This is a genomic window from Paludisphaera soli (assembly GCF_011064595.1).
Lineage (GTDB): Bacteria > Planctomycetota > Planctomycetia > Isosphaerales > Isosphaeraceae > Paludisphaera > Paludisphaera soli.
The window spans coordinates 134,372-153,042 of the sequence record NZ_JAALJI010000010.1 but is presented as its reverse complement, the minus strand read 5'-3'; the positions used below and the strand labels follow the sequence as shown (position 1 = coordinate 153,042).

The window sequence follows — 18,671 nt, the reverse complement described above, 5'->3', positions numbered from 1 at the left end:
ACCGCCCCCGGGCCGATCAGTTGCGGAGGCTGGAGAGCGGGGCAGGGATGCGCCCGCCGTGGCGGACGAACTCGGCCGAGCCGCCGGCGGCGTGGATGGCGAGGATGTCCATCTCGCCGAAGAGGCCGCCGAAGACGGCGCGTTCGCCGGCCTTCTTGCCCGGCACGGGGATCACCCGGACGGCCGTCGTCTTGTGGTTGATGACGCCGATGGCGACCTCGTCGGCGATCAGGGCCGAGAGGGTCTCGGCGTCGGTGTCGCCGGGGACGGCGATCATGTCCAGGCCGACCGAGCAGACCGCCGTCATGGCCTCGAGCTTGGCCAGGGTCAGGTCGCCCACCTCGACGGCGCGGGCGAGCGCCGCGTCCTCGCTGACGGCGACGAACGCCCCGGAGAGCCCGCCCACGCTGGAGCTGGCGAAGCTCCCCCCTTTTTTCACAGCGTCGTTCAGGAGCGCCAGCGCGGCCGTCGAGCCCGGCCCGCCCAGCCGCGAGACGCCCATCGCCTGGAGGATCTCGCCGACGCTGTCGCCGATCTGCGGCGTGGGGGCGAGGGAGAGGTCCACGATTCCGAAGGCCACGCCCAGCCGGGCGGCGACCTCGCGGCCGATCAGCTCGCCCACGCGGGTCACGCGGAAGGCCGTGCTCTTGATCTCCTCGGCGATGTCGCCGAGCGTGGGCCTCGTGGGGGCGTGTGCGACCAGGTCCTCGACGGCCGCCTTGACCACCCCCGGCCCGCTGACGCCGATGTTGATCACGCAGTCGGTCTCGCCCGCACCGTGGAAGGCGCCCGCCATGAACGGGTTGTCGTTGGGGGCGTTGCCGAAGATCACGAGCTTGGCGCAGCCGAAGCCGTCGTGGTCGCGGGTCAGCTCGGCCGTCTCCTTGAGGACGTGCCCCAGGGCGGCGACGGCGTCCATGTTGATCCCGGCGGCCGTGGTCCCGACGTTGACCGAGGAGCAGACCCGCTTGGTCGTCGACAGGACCTCCGGCAGCGCGGCGATGAGCCGGCGCTCGCTGTCGGTCCAGCCCTTCTGCACCAGCGCCGTGAAGCCGCCGACGAGGTCGACCTCGACCTCGGCGGCCACGGCGTCCAGCGTCCGGGCGACGGCCAGGAGCCCTTCGGCCTTCTGGCCGGCGGCGATCCGGCCGATGGGGCTGACGGCGATCCGTCGGTTGACGATCGGGATGCCGTAGCGGGCCTCAACCTCGCGGCAGACGGCCCGCAGCCGGCCGGCGTAGTGGATCAGCCGGGCCCGGATGCGGTCGCAGAGGACGGCGACGTCGGGCGAGGCGCAGGGGGCCAGGTCGATGCCCATCGTCACCGTGCGGACGTCCAGCTTGTGCTGGCGAATCATGCTGAGGGTGGCCAGGACGTCTTCAGTGCGATGCAAGGCTGTCTCCTTGGCTTCGAAGGGCCGCGCTGAGGCGGACCGGGCTGGGCTCGGTGGTGGCGGCGAAGATGTTCTCGTGCTGGACGAAGGCCTCCAGCTTGTGGGCGCGTCCGTAGCGCTCCAGCTCGGATCGGATCGCGGCCGGCGTCAGGTCGTGGGGGATCAGGGCCTCCATGACCAGTGAGAACCGCGTGCCGTCGACCCGGGCGTGGAGGTCGACGATGTTCGCCCCGTGGGCCGCCAGCGAGCCGGCGATGCTGTGGACGATCCCCGGGCTGTCGTCGCCCAGGACCGTCAGGATGAACCGCTCGCCGGCCGGCGTTTGGGGCTCGGCCGGGCCCGGCTTGATCTCGGTGACCTGCACCTGGAGTTCGAACCGCTTGCCGCGCTCGTGGATCGCCTCGACGATCTGGTCGCGGGTCTTGGGGGCGGGGAAATCGACCTCCAGGATGATGGTGAAGTACCCCCGCATGACCGTCTGGCTCAGCTCCAGGACGTTGCCGCCCAGGTCGAGCAAGGCCCCCGTCACCGAGTAGACGATGCCGACGCGGTCGGCCGCGGTGACGGAAATCATGTAGCTGCTCATGGCCGGTTTGGGATCGCCTTTCGTCAGAATTCCTTGAAGGACGCGGTCGCGACGGGCTCGCGATCGCCCGCGGCGGGGCCCGGACGCCCGCCCGCCGTCCCGGCCGCGACGGCCAGCGCCGCCCAGCCGACGAGGATCAGCACGCCGCCGACCGGCGTGATCGCCCCGAGCCATCGCAGGCCCGAGAGGCTCAGAGCGTAAAGTGTACCCGAGAAGACCGCCGAGCCGATCAGGAAGCACCACGCCGCGATCGACAGAGCGGGGCCCGATCGGCCCGCCGCCTGGAGCAGGCCCACGGCCACCAGCGCCAGGGCCAGGTACATATGATACTGGGCCGCCGTCTCGAAGTTGGCGAGCCGCCCCGTCGCCTCCAGTCGATCTTTCAGCCCATGGGCGCCGAAGGCCCCCATCGCCACGGCCAGGAAGCCCCAGACGGCGCCGATCCGCAGCCAGAATCCGTCGTTCATCGTCGATGGTCCTCCGGTGTCCGCTCTCATTTCCAGGCCCGGCCGGCGGCGGGGGCCGGCTCGCGGCCGAGGACGACGGCCCGCGCCTCGGCGGCGAGGAACAGCGAGCCGGTGACGCAGATGAGCCCGTCGGGCCCGGTCAGGCTCCGGGCCAGGGCCAGGGCCTCGGCCGGGTCGCGGGCGACCCTCATGGGGCGGCCGTCGATGGCCTCGGCCGCCGCCGCGACCTCCTCCGCCGGCACGGCCCGGGGGTTCTGGACGTATCGGGTCGCGACCCGGTCCCGGAACATCGGCAAGAGCGCCCGGAGCTGGCCGCCGAGGTCCTTGTCGCGGGTGGTGCCGAAGACCAGCGTGCGCGGGCAGGGGGGGAAGTGGTCCCGCAGGGTCTTCGCTAGGGCCTCGGCCGAGGCCACGTTGTGGGCGCCGTCGACCACGAGCCAGGGGCTCGATCCCATGACCTCCACCCGCGCCGGCCAGGTCAGCCCCGCGAAGCCCCGGACCACGGCCTCGCGATCGACGGCCAGGGTCGGGTCAGCCTCGGCCAGGGCGTCCAGCCCCGCTAGGGCCACGGCCATGTTGTGGGCCTGGTGGGGGCCGAGGAGAGGCACGTCCAGGACGCCCCAATCCGTCCGCCAGGTCCGCACCGTCGCGCGGCCGGGGGTCGGCCGGGTCGGCGGGGCCGTCGGTGCGAAGGCTTCGTGGTGGAAGTCGGCGTCGATCTCGCGGAACGGTGCGCGACGGGCTGCGGCGACCCGGCGGATCGCCTCGCGGGGCTCGGGCTCCTGCACGCCGCTGACGGCGGGGGTCGCCCGCTTGATGATCCCGGCCTTCTCGACGGCGATCGCGGCCAGGGTGTCGCCGAGCTGGCGGGTGTGATCCAGCGCGATGCTGGTGATCACCGAGACCAGCGGCCGGACCACGTTCGTCGAGTCCAGACGGCCCCCCATGCCGACCTCGAGGACGACGGCCCCGACGCCGCGTCGCGCGAAATGGAGCAGGCCCATCGCGGTGGTGATCTCGAAGAAGGTCGCCCCCAGGCTCCGGGGGTCGTCCCCGTCGCCCTCCATCGTCTCGACCGCCGAGCGGACCTCGTCGACCAGGGCGACCATCTCGTCGGAGGCGATCGCCGCCCCGTCGATCCGGTAACGCTCCTCCAGTCGTTCGAGGTGGGGGGACGTGTAGAGGCCCGTCCGGAAGCCCGAGGCGGACAGCGCCGCGGCCAGCATCGCGGCCGTCGAGCCCTTCCCCTTGGTGCCGGCGACGTGGACGATCCGGAGTCCGCGATGCGGGTCGCCCAGCCGCTTCAGGAGCCTGCGCATACGCCCCAATCCGAGTTCCGCGAGCGTCCTGGGCATGCCCTCGCGCTCGTAGTCCAGCCGGCTGAAGAGGTAGCCCAGGGCGTCCTGGTAAGGGTCGAGCATGGCGAATCCGAGTGAGGTCGATCCCGACTCCGGGACCGGGCCGAGCCGAGGCGTCCGGGCGGGGCGTCGAGGCCGGCTAGGTGGAGGCTGAGTCCAGGAGGATCTGGACCTTCGTGCCCAGCTCGGCCAGCGAGAGGTCCTTGGTCCAGTAGGCGGCCACCCCCAGGGCGAAGCCCTCCAGCCGGGTCTCGGCGTCGCGCTGATGGGTCAGCATGACGACCTTCAGGCCGATGGCCTCGCGGGAGTCGCGGAGCTGCTCGAGGACTTCCAGGCCGTTGAGGACCGGCATCCAATGGTCCAGCAGCAGGAGGTCGGGGCGATGCTCGCGGATCAGCGCGGTGGCCTCCGCGCCGTCGGCGGCCTCCCACACAATGTAGCCGCAGCGTCGCAGGTATTCGGCGTAGAGGGCCCGCAGATCGGGCTCGTCCTCGGCCAGTACGATGATCGCGCCCACGGCGTACCCCACCGATCTCCAGGAATCGTGATCGGGCCGTCGTCAGGCCTCGCCGACGACGCCTTCAGCATACCCTCTTAGCCGCCCGATCCGCCATGCCGGACGCTGGCCGTTCCCGCGCCGATCCCTCCCGCCGACCTTGCCGTCGGACATCTCCCCACCCGTCCATCGACCCGTGCAAGGGTCCCGCAATTGGCTTCGATTGGTTCTCCATCCGGGTGGGAAACCGTGATGTTCGCGTCGTGAAGCGGTTTTTGCCTCCCGGCTGCATTCGTGCTGAGGCCGAAGGCGATTGGCTTCGTTCGCGGACGCCTGAGAACGAAGCCATTTGACACAAAATCCAGCCTGGAAACGGTTTGCACGGATTTTTCGGGCTTGGAGATTGGGTTCGTTCGGCGCGAAATGCTTTGACGACGCTTCCTCCGATCACTCTGAGATGACAACCTTCTTCGGAAGGCCGGGCGTGGTGCGGAGTTCGAACGTCCCCAGACTCGCGGACCATCCCCTAATGGAAGAGGATGCACCGATCCGCGCGGCGGGGAACTCGGGCGGGCGCGTTTTGCCTTAGGGATGGTTCGGTCAGCCGCCGGCCGACGGATCGGTCTCCGGGGACGAGTCGGCGACGGCACCCGGCGGGGTGCCCAGGAGCGAGGCGACGTCGACGCCCGGGATGGCCGGGAGCGCCTCGGCGATCTTGCGGAGGATGTCCGGGGTCAGATAGGTGCTGAACAACTTGAGGATGTGGGGCAGGATCGCCGTGACGGCACCCGCCGGGACGCCCAGCTTTACGAGTCTCCCCAGGAGGTCGGTAGCCGAGCCGCCGCCCGAGCCGAGCAGCGAGCCGGCGAGCTCGGTGACCTTGCTGAGGATGCCTCCCGGCTCGTCCGCGTAGGCGTCCGAGACCCGGCCGGCGTCTGGGACCTCGGTTTCCACGGTCGCGAAGGTCTCGGGGTCCAGCTTCGTCTTGAGAAAGGCCAGCAGGCCGCCGAACGTCTTCTCGATCGAGTCGAGGTCAACGCCCGCCGCCTTCGCGAGATCCTGCAGCGCATCGCTCATCGTGACGCCCTCCGTCGTCGCGGCCGATCCGCGGGCCCGCGCGGAGGTCGCGCGGCCGTCGGACCCTTCGCAGCAGATCAATGATGGGCGTGCGCGGGGCCGGAAACAAGGCCCTCGCGACGGCTGCGTCCGGGCCGATGAGGCGAAAATAAGCTTCATTCGTGAGGTCGCAATGCAAGCTATGTCAGGCAGGTTATAGCCACACTCCCTAAGGATCGTTCCGTATCCGGGATAACGCCCCGGTCGGGGCTTCCCCGCGGCGGTCGCCGTCGCCACGCAACCGGGGTCGGAGCCGGGTCCGCAGGGTCCGGGACGCTTGACCCTCAAGCGACCGGGCCGATACGATGAGACCATTCGATTCCGAAGGCCGGGGCGTCCGGCGGGTCGGACGACTTTCAAGGCTCTCCAACTCAGGGGGCGAACCGCCGGCGCGCGGGGCTCGGGGGCCGAATTCCTCGGGCTTTCGTCGGCGGGAGGCGGGTCGCAAGGCGGTGGGATCGATCGTGGAGATCACGCTCAACGGTCAGAAGCGCGACGTGCCGGACGCCTTGACGGTCGCCCGACTCCTCGGCCTGCTGGAACTGAAGCCCGAACACGTGGCGGTCGAGCGCAATCGCGACCTCGTCGTCCGTTCACGCCACGCCGACACCGAGATCGCGCCGGGCGACGCCATCGAGATCGTCACCCTGGTCGGCGGCGGCGGCCCCGAACCCTCGGCCGAGGTCGACGGCGTCGCGGCCCCCTCGCTGACGATCGGCTCGCACACCGTGCGCAGCCGGCTGTTCGTCGGCACGGGCAAGTATGCGACGCTGGAGCTGATGCGCGACTGCCTGGAGGCCAGCGGGGCCGACGTGGTGACGGTCGCCGTCCGCCGCGAGCGGCTGGTCGACCGCGAGGGCCGCAGCTTGCTGGATTTCCTGGACCCGAAGCGGTTCACGATCCTCCCCAACACGGCCGGCTGCTTCAACGCCGAGGAGTCGCTCCGCACCGCCCGCCTGGGCCGCGAGCTGCTCCAGGGGCTGGGCAACCCCGGGGCCGACTGGGTGAAGCTCGAGGTGCTCGCCGATCCCCGCACGCTGCTCCCCGACCCGGTCGCCACGCTCGAGGCCACGAAGGTGCTCGTCGCGGAGGGCTTCCAGGTCCTCTGCTACACCAGCGACGACCCGATCATGGCCCGTCGCCTCAAGGAGGCGGGCGCGGCCTCGGTGATGCCGGCGGGGAGCCCGATCGGCAGCGGGCAGGGGGTGCTCAACCCCAACAACATCCGGATCATCCTGGAAGACCTGAAGGCCGACGACCCGAGCTACCCCGTCATCATCGACGCCGGGGTGGGGACCGCCAGCGACGTGGCCTTCGCAATGGAGCTGGGCTGCGACGGGGTCCTGTTGAACACCGGCATCGCCGGCGCGGCCGACCCGCTGCGGATGGCCCACGCCATGCGGCTGGCGATCGAGGCCGGTCGGCTCGCCGCCGGGGCGGGACGGATCCCCAGGAAGCTCTACGCCAGCGCCTCGAGCCCGACCCAGGGATTGATCGGGCGGAACTGAGCCTCTCCCCCTACCATGGACGACTCGAAGCATGGCACTGGACCCCGCCGCGATCCTCGGCCCCGACGGCGCGGTGGCCCGCCGGCTCCCCAGCTACGAGGTCCGCGACGAGCAGCTCCGCATGGCCGACGCCGTGGCCCGCTCCATCGAGAAGGGCGGCCACCTCATGGTCGAGGCCGGCACGGGGGTCGGCAAGAGCTTCGCCTACCTCGTGCCGGCGATCCTGGCGGCGGTCGAGCTGAAGAAGAAGGTCGTCGTCTCGACGCACACGATCGCCCTGCAGGAGCAGCTCCTGCGCAAGGACGTGCCGTTCCTGCGGTCGATCATGCCCCAGGAGTTCACCGCCGTTCTGGTGAAGGGGCGGGGGAACTACGTCAGCCTGCGGCGGATGGACGTGGCGGCCTCGCGGGCCGGCTCGACCTTCCACAAGCCCGAGGAGTTCGACCAACTCGCCGAGATGCGATTCTGGGCGGGCAAGACCCAGGACGGCACCCGGTCGGACCTGGACTTCAAGCCGCTGCCCTCGGTCTGGGACGCCGTGCAGAGCGAGAACGGCAACTGCCTGGGCCGCGAGTGCCCGCGACACAAGGAGTGCTTCTACTTCCAGGCCCGCCGACGGGTCTGGACGGCCAACATCCTGATCGTCAACCACGCGTTGTTCGTCAGCGACCTGGCGATGCGGGCCTCGGGCTACGGCCTGCTCCCCGAGTACGACGTGGCGATTTTCGACGAGGCCCACACGCTGGAGGCCGTCGCGGGCGAGCACCTGGGCATCCAGCTGTCGAACGTCGGCGTCGACTACACGCTCTCGCGGCTCTACAACGAACGCACCAAGAAGGGCTCGCTGGCGTTCTACGGCCTGTCCGACGCCGTCGCCCAGGTCCGCCGCGCGCGGACGGCGGCCGAGGACTTCTTCGAGGCCGTCGGCCAGTGGCACGCCCGGCAATCCACGCCCACGGCGCGGGTCCGGCGTCCGATGGAGGTGTCGCTGGCGCTCGCGGAGGAGCTTCGCAAGCTCTCGACGGCGATCGACCGGGGGGCGGAGTCGATCGAGTCGGCCGAGCACCACATCGAGCTGTCCTCCGCCGGCGAGCGTTGCGAGGCCCTGGCGGACCAGGTCCAGGGCTGGGTGAGGCAGGGGATCGAGCAGCAGGTCTACTGGGTGGAATCCGAGTCCGGGCCCCGGCGGCGCGTGCGGCTGGCCTCGGCCCCGCTGGACGTCGGCCCGACCCTCAGGAAGCTGCTGTTCGAGCAGACGCCGACCTGCGTCCTGACCTCGGCGACGCTCTGCGTGGGCTCGCCGCCGAAGTTCGACTTCCTGAAGGCCCGGCTCGGCCTGACCCGGGCGGAGACGCTCGCGCTGGGGAGCCCGTTCGACTACCCGAAGCAGGCGGAGATCCACGTCGCGCGGAACCTGCCGGACCCGTCGACCCAACCGCTCGACTTCGAACGCGACGTGATCGCCGCGATCGCCTTCTACCTGGAGCGGAGCCAGGGGAAGGCTTTCGTCCTGTTCACGTCGTACAAGATGCTGGAGGCCGCGGCGAGGGCGCTGACGCCCTGGCTGGCCGAGCGAAACATCGCCGTCTTCGCGCAGGGGGACGGCCTGCCGCGGTCGAAGATGGTGGAGGCGTTCAAGAGCGACCTGAACAGCGTGATCTTCGGCGCCGACAGCTTCTGGCAGGGGGTCGACGTGCCGGGCGAGAGCCTCTCGAACGTCATCATCGTCCGCCTGCCGTTCTCGGTGCCGAGCCACCCGCTCCTGGAGGCTCGTCTGGAGGAGATCCGCAAGCGGGGCGGGAACCCGTTCGTGGAGTACCAGATCCCCGAGGCCGTCATCAAGTTGAAGCAGGGCTTCGGCCGGTTGATCCGGACCCGCACCGACCGGGGGATCGTGGCGATCCTCGACCCCCGCGTGCTGACCAAGCCCTATGGGAAGACGTTCCTCAGCTCGCTCCCCGAGTGCCCGAGGATCGTGGACACGCAGACGTTCGACCGGCTACCGGGTCCGAGCCCGGGCCGATCGGCCTGAACGATTCGATCGCCTCAGGCGGCTCCCGCGTGGTTCGCGGAGGGAGCGTCGGCGGGGGACGCGCAGGCGGGGAGGAGCAGGGTGAACGTGGAGCCCCGGCCGCGACGGCTCTCGACGCGGATGCGGCCGTGGTGGGCCTCCACGATGTCGCGGCAGACGGCCAGGCCGAGGCCCGTCCCCCCCAGCCCGGCGGCGTCGGGGCCGGACTTGGTGGAGAAGAAGGGCTCGAAGATGCGCCGGAGGTTCTCGGCGGCGATCCCCTCGCCCTGATCGGCCACGCTCAGCTCGACCATCCGGCCCGAGGGGTCGACGGCCAGCCGGAGCCGGACGACGCCGCCGTCGGGCATGGCCTGGCGGGCGTTGATCAGCAGGTTGATGAGCACCTGCTGGATCTGGGTCGCGTTGACCTTGGCGAAGGGATGGCTGGCGATCTGGAGGTCCAGCCGGACCCGGTTGCGGCTCAGGTCCTTTCCGACCAGCCGCAGCACGTCGTCGATCAGGCGGCCGAGGTCGACGGCCTCGCGATGGCTCGGATCGCGGCCGGGCCGCGAGAGGCCGAGCATGCTGCCGGTGATCGTCGTGGCCCGCTGGGCGCCTTCAAGGATCCGCTTCAGCGCCCGCTCGCGGTAGTCGGGGTCGGAGTTGCGGAGTCCGAGCTTGGCGTAGTTGAGGATCGGGGTCAGGGCGTTGTTCAGCTCGTGGAAGACGCCGCCGGCCAGGATCCCCAGGCTGCTGATCCGCTGGAGGGCCGTCACCTGCCGGCGGAGGGCCTCCACCTGATCCAGCGTCGAGGGCGAATGATCGGGCTCGCCCTCGTTCCGGTCGTGGACCGCGGGCGGATCGGGCTGGACGCGTCGTTCGGTGTCGGATTTCGTCATGCGCGACATAGCCCCGCGACCTCCTGTGCTGGGTTGGCGACCACCTTTCGTATCGGCTCGGGCCGGCGTCGAAATCAGTTTGTCGACGGCCCGGCGGCGATCGGCCGGGAGGGGGGTGGGACCGGGGAGGATGGGGGGCGGCGGGGCGTTTTCCGGGTCGTCGACGACCCGGCGATCGGCGGCGGCCGGGTCACTTGAGCTGGGCCGTCTCCTGAGCCTCGACGCGGGGGGATTCGGCGGGCTTCATGGGCCATTCCCAGGGGATCAGGCGGATGCCGTTGGAGAGGATGACGCGGGGGACGGCGTCGAGGCTGTCGGCCATGACGGGGGGGGTGACCTTGCGGCCGTCGCTCCAGTAGCCCAGGTGCGTGAAGGCGTCGGGGTCGGCGGCGGCCTCGTCCAGGGTGCGCCCGGCGTAGGCCGCTTCGAGGGTCTCGTCGGCGATCCGCCAGAACCCCGCGCGGTCGAGCGCGTTGACGTCGCCCATGCTCAGCTGGAGATTGCGCAGGATGCCCTCGCCGTTGTCGAGCTTCGGATTCGCTCCGGAGGGGGCGGTGTGCTCGGCGATCAGAGGGGGGAAGCCGTGGCGGTCGGACCGGTAGAGCAGGAACCTCTTCCGCGAGCGCGGGACGGCCGTGGCCTGAGTGAAGATCTGGCGGCCCCGGAGGTCGCCGACGAGGACGTCTTCCTCGCCGACGGCCACCACGAGCAGGGTCTTCTCGGGGATCAGGCTGAGGAGGGGCTCGCGGCTGGGGACGACCTCGCCGGGGAAGAAGACGAGGGTGGCCTTCACCTCGGGGAGGCCGCTGTTCCGGTCGGCCGAGAGAGCTGTCAGCTGCGCCGCGAGGTTGCCCCCGGCCGAGTGGCCGATCATCGCGAACTTGCCTGGCTCGGGCCGGACGTGGTCCCGGCCCCCTTCCAGGACGGCCATGGCGTCGCGGACGGCGTGCAGGGCGTTGGGGAGGAAGTCACGCGGCAGCGTCCCCAGGTCGTTCTGATAGCGAGGGAAGACGACCGTGGTCCCATTGCGGACGAGGTGGTCGATCCACGCGCCGTAGATGGCCGGGTTGACCGAGAACCAGCCGTGGAGGAAGACGACCACCGGGGCGCGCTCGGGCCTGGGGCCGTCCGGCTCGTAAAGGAAGTAGGAGCGGGGCCCGGAGCCGATCTCGTAGCGGGCCACGCGGGCGTGCGGAGCCGGCGGCTCCTCGGCCTTCGCCCTGGCGGCGCGCGAGGGGGATTCTCCGGCGACGACGCCGGCGCGGGCGGTCAGGGCGAGCGCGAGCGCGCTCGCGGCGACGATTCGCAGCGTCTGGTTCATGGCCATCCCTGGCTTTTCCGCCGGACTTCCCGTCCGGCAAAGGCCGATCCATCCCGGTCGAGCGACGGGATAGTTTGCCTATCTTCCGCGTGCTGTCAATCTCAGTGGGCGTGCGATCCCTGCGCGGATCAGGCGACGAAGCAGGGCTTCAGCTTCTCGTCCTCGTCCAGGAGAGAGATCGCCCGTTCGACGGCCCCTTCTTGAGAAAGGACGGTATAGAAATCCTCCTTGATCGACGGGGCCATGCGGATGGCCTTCGACCACTCGTCTCGGGAGAAGGGATCCGAGCGGACGAGGGCCCAGAAGCCGGTCTCGTCGAACAGGCGGTCGATCCGCTCGCTCTCGTTCTTCTGGAGGAGGCTCGTCAGGTAGGTGGCGACGCCGACCTGGAGGCCATGCAGTCGGGGACGCTCGACGAGGGCGTCGAGGGCGTGGGAGATCAGGTGCTCGCCGCCGCTGGCCGGCCGCGACGATCCGCAGATCTCCATCGCCACGCCGTTGAGCATCAGCGAGGTGCTCAGCAGCCGGGCCCCGTCGACGTCGATCGAAGGACGGCCCAGGAACTGGTACACCGTGGCGTCGGACAGCAGCGCGGCGAAGTCGTCGACCGGCTCGCCGACCGCGTGGAAAGCCAGCTTCCAGTCGCGGATGGCGGTGATCTTCGAGGCCAGGTCGCCGACGCCGGAGAGCCAGAGGGCCTTCGGGGCGTCCTTGCAGACGTCCAGGTCGACCACCACGGCATAAGGCAGCGCCGCGGCAAGCGACTTACGACGGCCCCGGACGGTCAGGCTCGACTGCGGGCTGCAGAAGCCGTCGTTCGACAGCGAGGTCGGCGTCGCGTAATACGGGAGCCGGGCCAGGAACGCGACGTACTTGGCCACGTCGAGCGCCTTGCCGCCCCCCAGCCCCACGACGGCCTTGATCTCCTTGCGGACTCCGGCGAACAGCTCGGTCGCGCGCTCGAACGAGGCGTCGTCGACCTCGATCCAGTCGTCGCAGGCGACGCCGTGCGACTCGAACGATTCCCGGACCCGGTCGACGTAGGCGGGGACCATGCCCCGGCTCACCAGGACCATCGCGTGGCGGTGGGCGTTCCGCTCCAGATAAAGGCCGAGGCGATCGAGCGCGCCCGACTTGACCCGGACCAGCGAGGGGATGGCGATCTGCGTCTTGATGCTCAAAGGACCGCCTCCGTCCCGCGTCCCGGCGCGGCGAGCGCCCGGGCGACTTCCGACCAGCGATCGAAGGGGATGAAACCCAGCCCTCCTTCCGTCAATGCGCGGGCCAGGTCGCCCCGCGCGAAACGGAGGGATTCGGGGACGAGCCTCGCGGCCTCCTGGTCCGGGAAGCCGTCGCCGGCGAACGCGACCCGCCGGCCTTCCTCCAGCCCCTTGCGGACGACGCCCGCCTTGTCGACCCCCAATTCGCGGCTGAAGAACGGCCCGGGCGGGGGGGGCTCCATAATCAGCCCCCGGCCTTCCTCGTACCGGCCGGGGTTGGAGTAGACCGGGAGGTCCACGCCGGCCTCGGCCAGCAGGATCTCGATGTACCAGGAGCAGCCGGCCGAGGTGACGACCACGTCCCAGCCCGCCCCGTCCAGCTCCTTCAGGCATTCGGCCAGCCGGGGCTCCAACTGCATCCGGTGGACCACGTCCAGGACCGTCGCCTCGTCCGCGCGGATGTGGGAGAAGTAGTCCCGGAGCGCCTCGAAGTGGGTTAGCCGTCCGGCTCGATAGTCTCCCCAGTAGTCCGGCAAATCCGTCGGGAGCAATTCCTGGATGGCCAACTGGTAGAAGTCGTGGCGGGTCAGGGTGCCGTCGAAGTCGGTGACGAGGAGCGAGCGGCGGGGCGGGGCGGGGCGGGGGTCTTGGTCCATGGGCGTTCGGACTCGGCGAGAAACGACGCGCCGTCGAGCCTCGGCTCGTCGACTTGACCGGGTAAGCGGAAGGGTTCATAATACCTAGGCAGCGTACCCGCCGACGAGTCGGACCCTTCCGAACGGGAAGTCCCAACCTCATGAGCCGGAATCGGTCGACAATCCTGGTCGCCCGGGTCCTTGGGATCATGTTCTTGATCCCCGGACTGCTCCAGATTCCGCTCCCCCAGGCCGACTTCCACATCATTCGGCACCATCACGGGGCCGGCGAGATCTGCCCGCAGCACGATCATCTGCTGCGTTGGCACCCCCAGGCGGGCGACTGCGACGGTCAAGGGGTGGCCGTGCTGCACTGGCACTGGCTCCTGCCCAAATCCCTCGACCCCTCGCTGCTCGACGGCGACGCCCGAACCACGCCCAGCCTGCACGCCCACGAGGGGGACGCCCCCCAGCCCGAGCCCGCCGCCGCGACCCTGATCGCACGCGAGGACCGCGGCCGCGACGTCGGGCGACTGCTCTCCAGTCTCGCGATCGACCTCGTCACCGGCCATGCGGCCTGGTTCGACCATCCTCCTCCGGCGATTTCGCCGTCCATACTGCGGGGGACGGAGTCCCGTTGCCTCGCCCCTTCCGTGGGGCTTTCGCGCCTCGCGCGCTGGAACTGCTGAGCCTCTCGGGCGCGCCGGGTGCGTTCGCGCGTATCTTTCCGAAGTCTTCGATGGCTGAGCTTCGCCGTCCGGCCGACTCGCGGCACGACGGGCTCGCGCCTGGCACGCTTCGGGATCGACGTCCCATCCGCGAGCCCGGCCGCCCGACCGCACGCCATCCGGCGCGTCGAGCCGCCTCGTGCTCGCGCGCCCGTCAACGACGGGATGTGGATGAGGCCCTTTCGGCGGTTCGTCAGCGGAGTCGTTCTCGATGTCTTTCGCCCTTTCTCAGCACCCGACGTCGGCCCTCCGTTCCTGGAGGGCCGTGGCGCCGTGGATCACGGCCGGAGTCTTGCTGGTCGTCCTGGCGTTGCACCTGACGCTGGACTTCCCCGGCCACCTCACCCGGATCGGCGCGGCCGCGAGCCCGGCCGTCGCGACGGCCGTCGACGTCCCGCCCCCCTCGCACGGCGGACCGGCGACGGTCAGCGTCTCCGAGTCCAAGCTGAAGGCGGCCGGGCTGACCACGGACAAGGTCCGCGCCGAGGAACTGCCCAGTGAACTCGGCGTCGCCGGCCGGATCGAGGTCGACGCCGACCGCCGCGTCGAGGTCCGCTCGCGCGCCGCGGGGATCGTCCGCGAGGTCCACGCCGTGCTCGGCCAGAAGGTGAGGAAGGGGGACCCCCTCGTCACGCTCGACAGCCCCGACGTCGGCACCGCGCGGCTCAACCTCCGCGCCCGCCAGCGAGAGCTGCTGACCGCGCGCATCGAGTTCGAGTGGAAGGACAAGATCGCCGCCACGGTCGCCCGGCTGATTCCCGAGATCATCAAGGGAGTGGACCCGGAGGTGTTGGAGAAGGAATTCGCGGACCAACCCCTCGGCTCGTTCCGCGCCATTTTGCTGCAGACCTACTCCGAGTTCGACATCGCCAGCCATGAGGAGGAGAAGACGCTCAAGCTCCGCGGCCAGGACGTGATCGGCGAACACCCGGCGATCGTCGCCAAGCACACCCGGCAGGGGCTCCAGGCCAAGCTCTTCTCCATGATCGAGCAGGCCCGGTTCGACGCCGAGCAGCAGCGACGCCTGGCCGACCAGGCGCGGCAGCTCGCCGAGTCGGCCGTCGTCGACGCCGGCCAGCGGCTGCGGATCCTGGGAGTCGACGAGGACATCCAGAGCCTGCTGGACCACGCCGAACAGGCGCAGGTCGCCGCCAAGGACGAGGACGTCACCGCCTACCGCATCGAGGCCCCGTTCGACGGCACGATCATCACCAAGACGGCCGTCCCCAGCCAGCGCGCCGACCCCATCGACATGCTCTTCGTCGTGGCCGACATGTCCGACGTCTGGGTCACCGCCAACATCCCCGAATCCGACCTCGCCAAGATCCCCTCCATCGAGGGGGGGCTGGTCCGTCTCACGACCGCCGCCTTCCCCGATCGCGACTTCGAGGCCCGCGTACTCTCCGTGGGCGCGCTGCTCGACCCGACGACCCGCACGGTGCCGCTGCTGGCGAAGACGGGCAACGCCGGCGGATTCCTGAGGCCGGGGATGTTCACGCGGATCCTCTTCGACGGGCCGACGAGCGAGCCGGCGTTGACCGTCCCCGCCGCTTCGCTCGTCGAGATCGAGGGCCGGACCGCCGTCTTCCGTCCCCAAGACGGACCGGCCGACGCCCCGAGCTTCACGCTGCGACACGTCGAGGTCGGCCGCCAGGTCGGCGACCGGGTCGCGGTGAAGTCGGGGCTGGCCGAAGGCGACGTCGTCGTCGCCAAGGGCGCCTTCGTCCTCAAGAGCGAGCTGATCCTCCAGAACGAGGCCGACGAGGACTGACCCCCCTCGCCGACCTCGGCCCGACCCGCCCGTTGGCCCCTCCGCGCCCGCCCCCCGCCGTCTCCTGGGAAGATCATGCTCAACGCCATCATCGAGTGGTCGCTCAACAACCGATTCTTCGTGCTCACCGGCACGGCCCTGGTCGCGGCGATGGGCGTCTTCGCGGCGCTCCACCTGCCGATCGACGCGGTTCCCGACCTGACCAACGTCCAGGTCCAGGTCATCACCGAGGCCCCGGCGCTCTCGCCGCTGGAGGTGGAGTCGCTGCTGTCGTTCCCCGTCGAGTCGGCCATGAGCGGCCTGCCCGACGTGGAGCAGATCCGCTCGGTCTCCAAGTTCGGCATCTCGGTGGTGACGATCGTGTTCCACGAGGGGACCGACATCCTCCGCGCCCGCCAGCTCGTCAGCGAACGGCTCCCCCGCGCGGCCGAGGCGATCCCGCAGAACTACGGCAAGCCCGGCCTGGGCCCGATCGCCACGGCGCTGGGCGAGGTCTTCCAGTTCCAGGTGAAGGCCGAGGCCGGCTCGTCGGTCACGGCGATGGAGCTGCGCTCGATCCTCGACTGGTTCGTCGCCTATCAGCTCCGCAAGGTCCCCGGCGTCACCGAGATCAACGCCCATGGCGGCGAGCTGAAGACGTATCAGGTGGAGGTCGACCCCGACCGGCTGGGCGCGTACCGTCTCTCGATCACCGACCTCTTCCAGGCGCTCCGCGACAATAACGCCAACGTCGGCGGCGGCTACCTCGTCCACGAGGGGGAGGCCCGCTATATCCGGGGTGTCAGCCAGGCGCGGTCGGCCGAGGACATCGCGGCCATCGTGGTCGACGAGCGCGACGGCGTCCCGGTGACCATCGGCAGCGTCGCGTCGGTCCACCCCGCGGCGATGATCCGATCCGGCCTGGCGACCCGCGACGGCCAGGGTGAGGTCGTCGTCGGCCTGGTGATGATGCTCATCGGCCAGAACGGCCGACGCGTGGTGGAGGACGTGAAGGCCGAGATCGCCGAACTGCAGAAGACGCTCCCCAAGGGGGTCACGATCGAAGCCCTGTACGATCGCACCCACCTGATCCGCGACACGCTCGACACGGTGCTGCACAACCTGACCGAAGGGGGCGTGCTGGTCATCCTCGTGCTGCTGGCCATGCTGGGGAACCTGCGGGGCGGATTGATCGTGGCGATGGCCATACCCCTGTCGATGCTCTTCGCCGCCGACGTGATGTACCTCACCGGCGTCTCGGCCAGCCTGATGAGCCTGGGGGCGATCGACTTCGGCCTCATCGTCGACAGCTCCGTCATCATGATCGAGAACTGCGTGCGGAGGCTCGCCCACGAGGGGGGGACGCGCCCCAAGGAGGAGATCGTCCTCGACGCCGCCGTGGAGGTCCGCAAGCCGACGATGTACGGCGAGCTGATCATCACCATCGTGTATCTACCGATCCTCGCCCTCCAGGGCCAGGAGGGGAAGCTCTTCCGGCCGATGGCCCTGACGGTAATCTTCGCGCTCGCTGGGTCCCTGGTCCTGTCGCTGACCTTCATGCCGGTCATGGCCTCCATGGGCCTCAGTTCCAGGCCGCAGGAGAAGGAGATCTGGCTGATCCGCGGGCTCAAGAAGCTCTACACGCCGATCCTCGACGCCTTCCTCGCCCGGCCCCTGCTCGCGATGGGGACGGCCCTGACGCTCGTCGCGACCAGCCTCCCGGTGGCCTACAACCTCGGCGCCGAGTTCATGCCCAAGCTCAACGAGGGGGACCTCCTGATCGAGGCCGTCCAGATCCCCTCCGCCCCCCTTGAGCGGGCCGTGACCGTCTCCACCCAGATCGAGGAGATCCTCCTGGGCTTCCCCGAGGTGCGGACCGTCTTCTGCAAGACCGGGCGGCCCGAGATCGCCAACGACGTTATGGGGGTCCACCAGACCGACGTCTGGACGATGCTCAAGCCCCGCGAGGAGTGGCGCGAGGGGATGACTCGCGACCAGCTCATCGAGGACATGGACGAGGCCCTCTCGCAAAACGTCCCGGGCGTGAAGTTCGGGTTCAGCCAGCCCATCGAGATGCGGGTCAACGAGCTGGTGGCGGGCGTCAAGAGCGACGTGGCCGCGTTGATCTACGGCCCCGACCTCGACGTCCTGCGCCGCAAGGCGGCCGAGGTCGAAAGGGTGCTGGCGAAGATCCCCGGCGCGCACGACGTGAAGGTCCCCTCGGCGGGGCGGCTCCCGCTCCTGAAGATCGAGGTCCGCCGCGACCAGCTCGCCCGCTACGGGGTCAAGGCGTCGGACGTGCTCGACGTGGTCGCGGCGCTCGGCGGAACGACGGTCGGGACGGTGTTCGAAGGCCAGATCCGCCGCCCGTTGCAGATCCGCCTGCCGCTCTCGTGGCGGGACGACGCCGAGAAGATCGGCTCGATCCGGGTGATCGACGCGATGGGCCGGCCGATCCCGCTCAAGGACCTGGCCGACATCGCGATGGAAGAAGGCCCCAGCGAGGTCGAGCGCGAGAACATCGAGCGACGGGTGTACGTCGGCGTGAACGTCCGGGGGCGGGACCTGGCCGGCTTCGTGCACGACGCCCAGCGGGCGATCGCGGAACAGGTGGAGCTGCCCGCCGGATACATCCTGCGATGGGGCGGCCAGTTCGAGCATTTGGAATCGGCCGAGAAGCGGCTCCTGATCGTCGCGTCGGTCGCGTTGGTGCTGCTGTTTCTTCTGCTCTACAGCTCGTTCAAGTCGGTGCGGCTGTCGCTCCTGATCTTCACCGCCGTGCCCACGGCGGCGACCGGCGGCGTCTTCGCCCTGGCGGCCCGGGGCCTGCCGTTCTCGATCTCGGCGGCCGTCGGCTTCATCGCCCTCTTCGGCGTGGCCGTGCTCAACGGCCTGGTCTGGGTCAGCGCCGTGGAGCACCTGCGAGCCGAGGGCCACGAAGCCCACGAGGCCGCGCGGGAGGCGTCGATCGTCCGCCTCCGGCCGATCCTCATGACCGCGCTGGTCGCCGGCCTCGGCTTCATCCCCATGGCCCTCGCCACGACCCCCGGCGCCGAGATCCAGCGCCCGCTCGCCACCGTCGTCATCGGCGGCCTCTTCACCGCCACCCTGCTGACTTCCCTCGTGCTCCCCTCGATCTACCCCTGGTTCGCGCCGAAGGAGCACAGCCACTTCGGGGCGTAA

Annotated in this window: 15 protein-coding genes; 5 read left to right on the top strand and 10 right to left on the bottom strand. The window is 70.2% G+C overall.

The window, feature by feature from the left end; all coding sequences use genetic code 11:
• Window positions 1-16: 16 nt before the first annotated feature.
• From G6O68_RS15005 to G6O68_RS14980, 6 genes are all read right to left on the bottom strand, one after another.
• Window positions 17-1,393: a PFL family protein gene (locus tag G6O68_RS15005; RefSeq protein WP_165249147.1), complete on the bottom strand. Its 1,377-nt coding sequence runs from the start codon at window positions 1,391-1,393 to the stop codon at window positions 17-19.
• Window positions 1,380-1,967 carry a glycine cleavage system protein R gene (locus tag G6O68_RS15000; protein WP_240911245.1) on the bottom strand — a complete coding sequence of 196 codons (588 nt, stop codon included), beginning with the start codon at window positions 1,965-1,967 and terminating at the stop codon, window positions 1,380-1,382. The genes G6O68_RS15005 and G6O68_RS15000 overlap by 14 nt, the downstream gene beginning before the upstream one ends.
• Window positions 1,968-2,002: 35 nt before the next feature.
• Entirely contained in the window at window positions 2,003-2,446 is a 444-nt protein-coding gene (locus G6O68_RS14995; protein ID WP_165249143.1) for a DUF423 domain-containing protein, read from the bottom strand.
• A 26-nt stretch (window positions 2,447-2,472) separates the two neighbouring features.
• The gene (locus G6O68_RS14990; protein WP_165249141.1) at window positions 2,473-3,867 is read right to left on the bottom strand and encodes a bifunctional folylpolyglutamate synthase/dihydrofolate synthase; all 1,395 of its coding nucleotides are present in this window, start codon (window positions 3,865-3,867) and stop codon (window positions 2,473-2,475) included.
• Window positions 3,868-3,943: 76 nt separating this feature from the next.
• Window positions 3,944-4,333, bottom strand: coding sequence for a response regulator transcription factor (locus G6O68_RS14985; RefSeq protein ID WP_240911235.1), 390 nt, complete (start codon window positions 4,331-4,333; stop codon window positions 3,944-3,946).
• 567 nt (window positions 4,334-4,900) lie between these two features.
• On the bottom strand, window positions 4,901-5,377 hold the full coding sequence (locus G6O68_RS14980) for a hypothetical protein (protein WP_165249139.1): 477 nt from the start codon (window positions 5,375-5,377) through the stop codon (window positions 4,901-4,903).
• Between the two features lie 500 nt (window positions 5,378-5,877).
• On the opposite strand from G6O68_RS14980, the gene thiS reads away from it, so the two are divergent.
• Window positions 5,878-6,924 (top strand): sulfur carrier protein ThiS, encoded by a 1,047-nt coding sequence (gene thiS / locus G6O68_RS14975; protein ID WP_390625379.1) that lies wholly within the window; start codon window positions 5,878-5,880, stop codon window positions 6,922-6,924.
• Between the two features lie 31 nt (window positions 6,925-6,955).
• The gene (locus tag G6O68_RS14970; protein WP_206108099.1) at window positions 6,956-8,956 is read left to right on the top strand and encodes an ATP-dependent DNA helicase; all 2,001 of its coding nucleotides are present in this window, start codon (window positions 6,956-6,958) and stop codon (window positions 8,954-8,956) included.
• 14 nt (window positions 8,957-8,970) lie between these two features.
• On the opposite strand, the gene G6O68_RS14965 is transcribed toward G6O68_RS14970, so the two are convergent.
• The 4 genes from G6O68_RS14965 to G6O68_RS14950 all read right to left on the bottom strand — a co-directional run bounded on the left by G6O68_RS14965 (window position 8,971) and on the right by G6O68_RS14950 (window position 13,031).
• Window positions 8,971-9,834: a sensor histidine kinase gene (locus G6O68_RS14965; protein WP_165249137.1), complete on the bottom strand. Its 864-nt coding sequence runs from the start codon at window positions 9,832-9,834 to the stop codon at window positions 8,971-8,973.
• A 190-nt stretch (window positions 9,835-10,024) separates the two neighbouring features.
• Window positions 10,025-11,155, bottom strand: coding sequence for an alpha/beta hydrolase (locus G6O68_RS14960; protein ID WP_165249135.1), 1,131 nt, complete (start codon window positions 11,153-11,155; stop codon window positions 10,025-10,027).
• Window positions 11,156-11,283: 128 nt separating this feature from the next.
• Window positions 11,284-12,336, bottom strand: a complete 1,053-nt coding sequence (locus tag G6O68_RS14955) for an iron-containing alcohol dehydrogenase family protein (RefSeq protein ID WP_165249133.1) — start codon at window positions 12,334-12,336, stop codon at window positions 11,284-11,286.
• Window positions 12,333-13,031, bottom strand: coding sequence for an HAD-IB family phosphatase (locus tag G6O68_RS14950; RefSeq protein WP_165249131.1), 699 nt, complete (start codon window positions 13,029-13,031; stop codon window positions 12,333-12,335). Before G6O68_RS14950 ends, G6O68_RS14955 begins: the two co-directional genes overlap by 4 nt.
• A 140-nt stretch (window positions 13,032-13,171) precedes the next feature.
• Here G6O68_RS14950 and G6O68_RS14945 point away from each other — a divergent pair, with 140 nt between their 5' ends.
• The 3 genes from G6O68_RS14945 (at window position 13,172) to G6O68_RS14935 (ending at window position 18,671) form a co-directional block, all read left to right on the top strand.
• Window positions 13,172-13,699, top strand: a complete 528-nt coding sequence (locus G6O68_RS14945; protein WP_165249129.1) for a hypothetical protein — start codon at window positions 13,172-13,174, stop codon at window positions 13,697-13,699.
• Between the two features lie 250 nt (window positions 13,700-13,949).
• Entirely contained in the window at window positions 13,950-15,509 is a 1,560-nt protein-coding gene (locus tag G6O68_RS14940; RefSeq protein WP_165249127.1) for an efflux RND transporter periplasmic adaptor subunit, read from the top strand.
• 75 nt (window positions 15,510-15,584) lie between these two features.
• Complete coding sequence (locus G6O68_RS14935) at window positions 15,585-18,671, top strand: efflux RND transporter permease subunit (RefSeq protein WP_165249125.1); 3,087 nt, start codon at window positions 15,585-15,587, stop codon at window positions 18,669-18,671.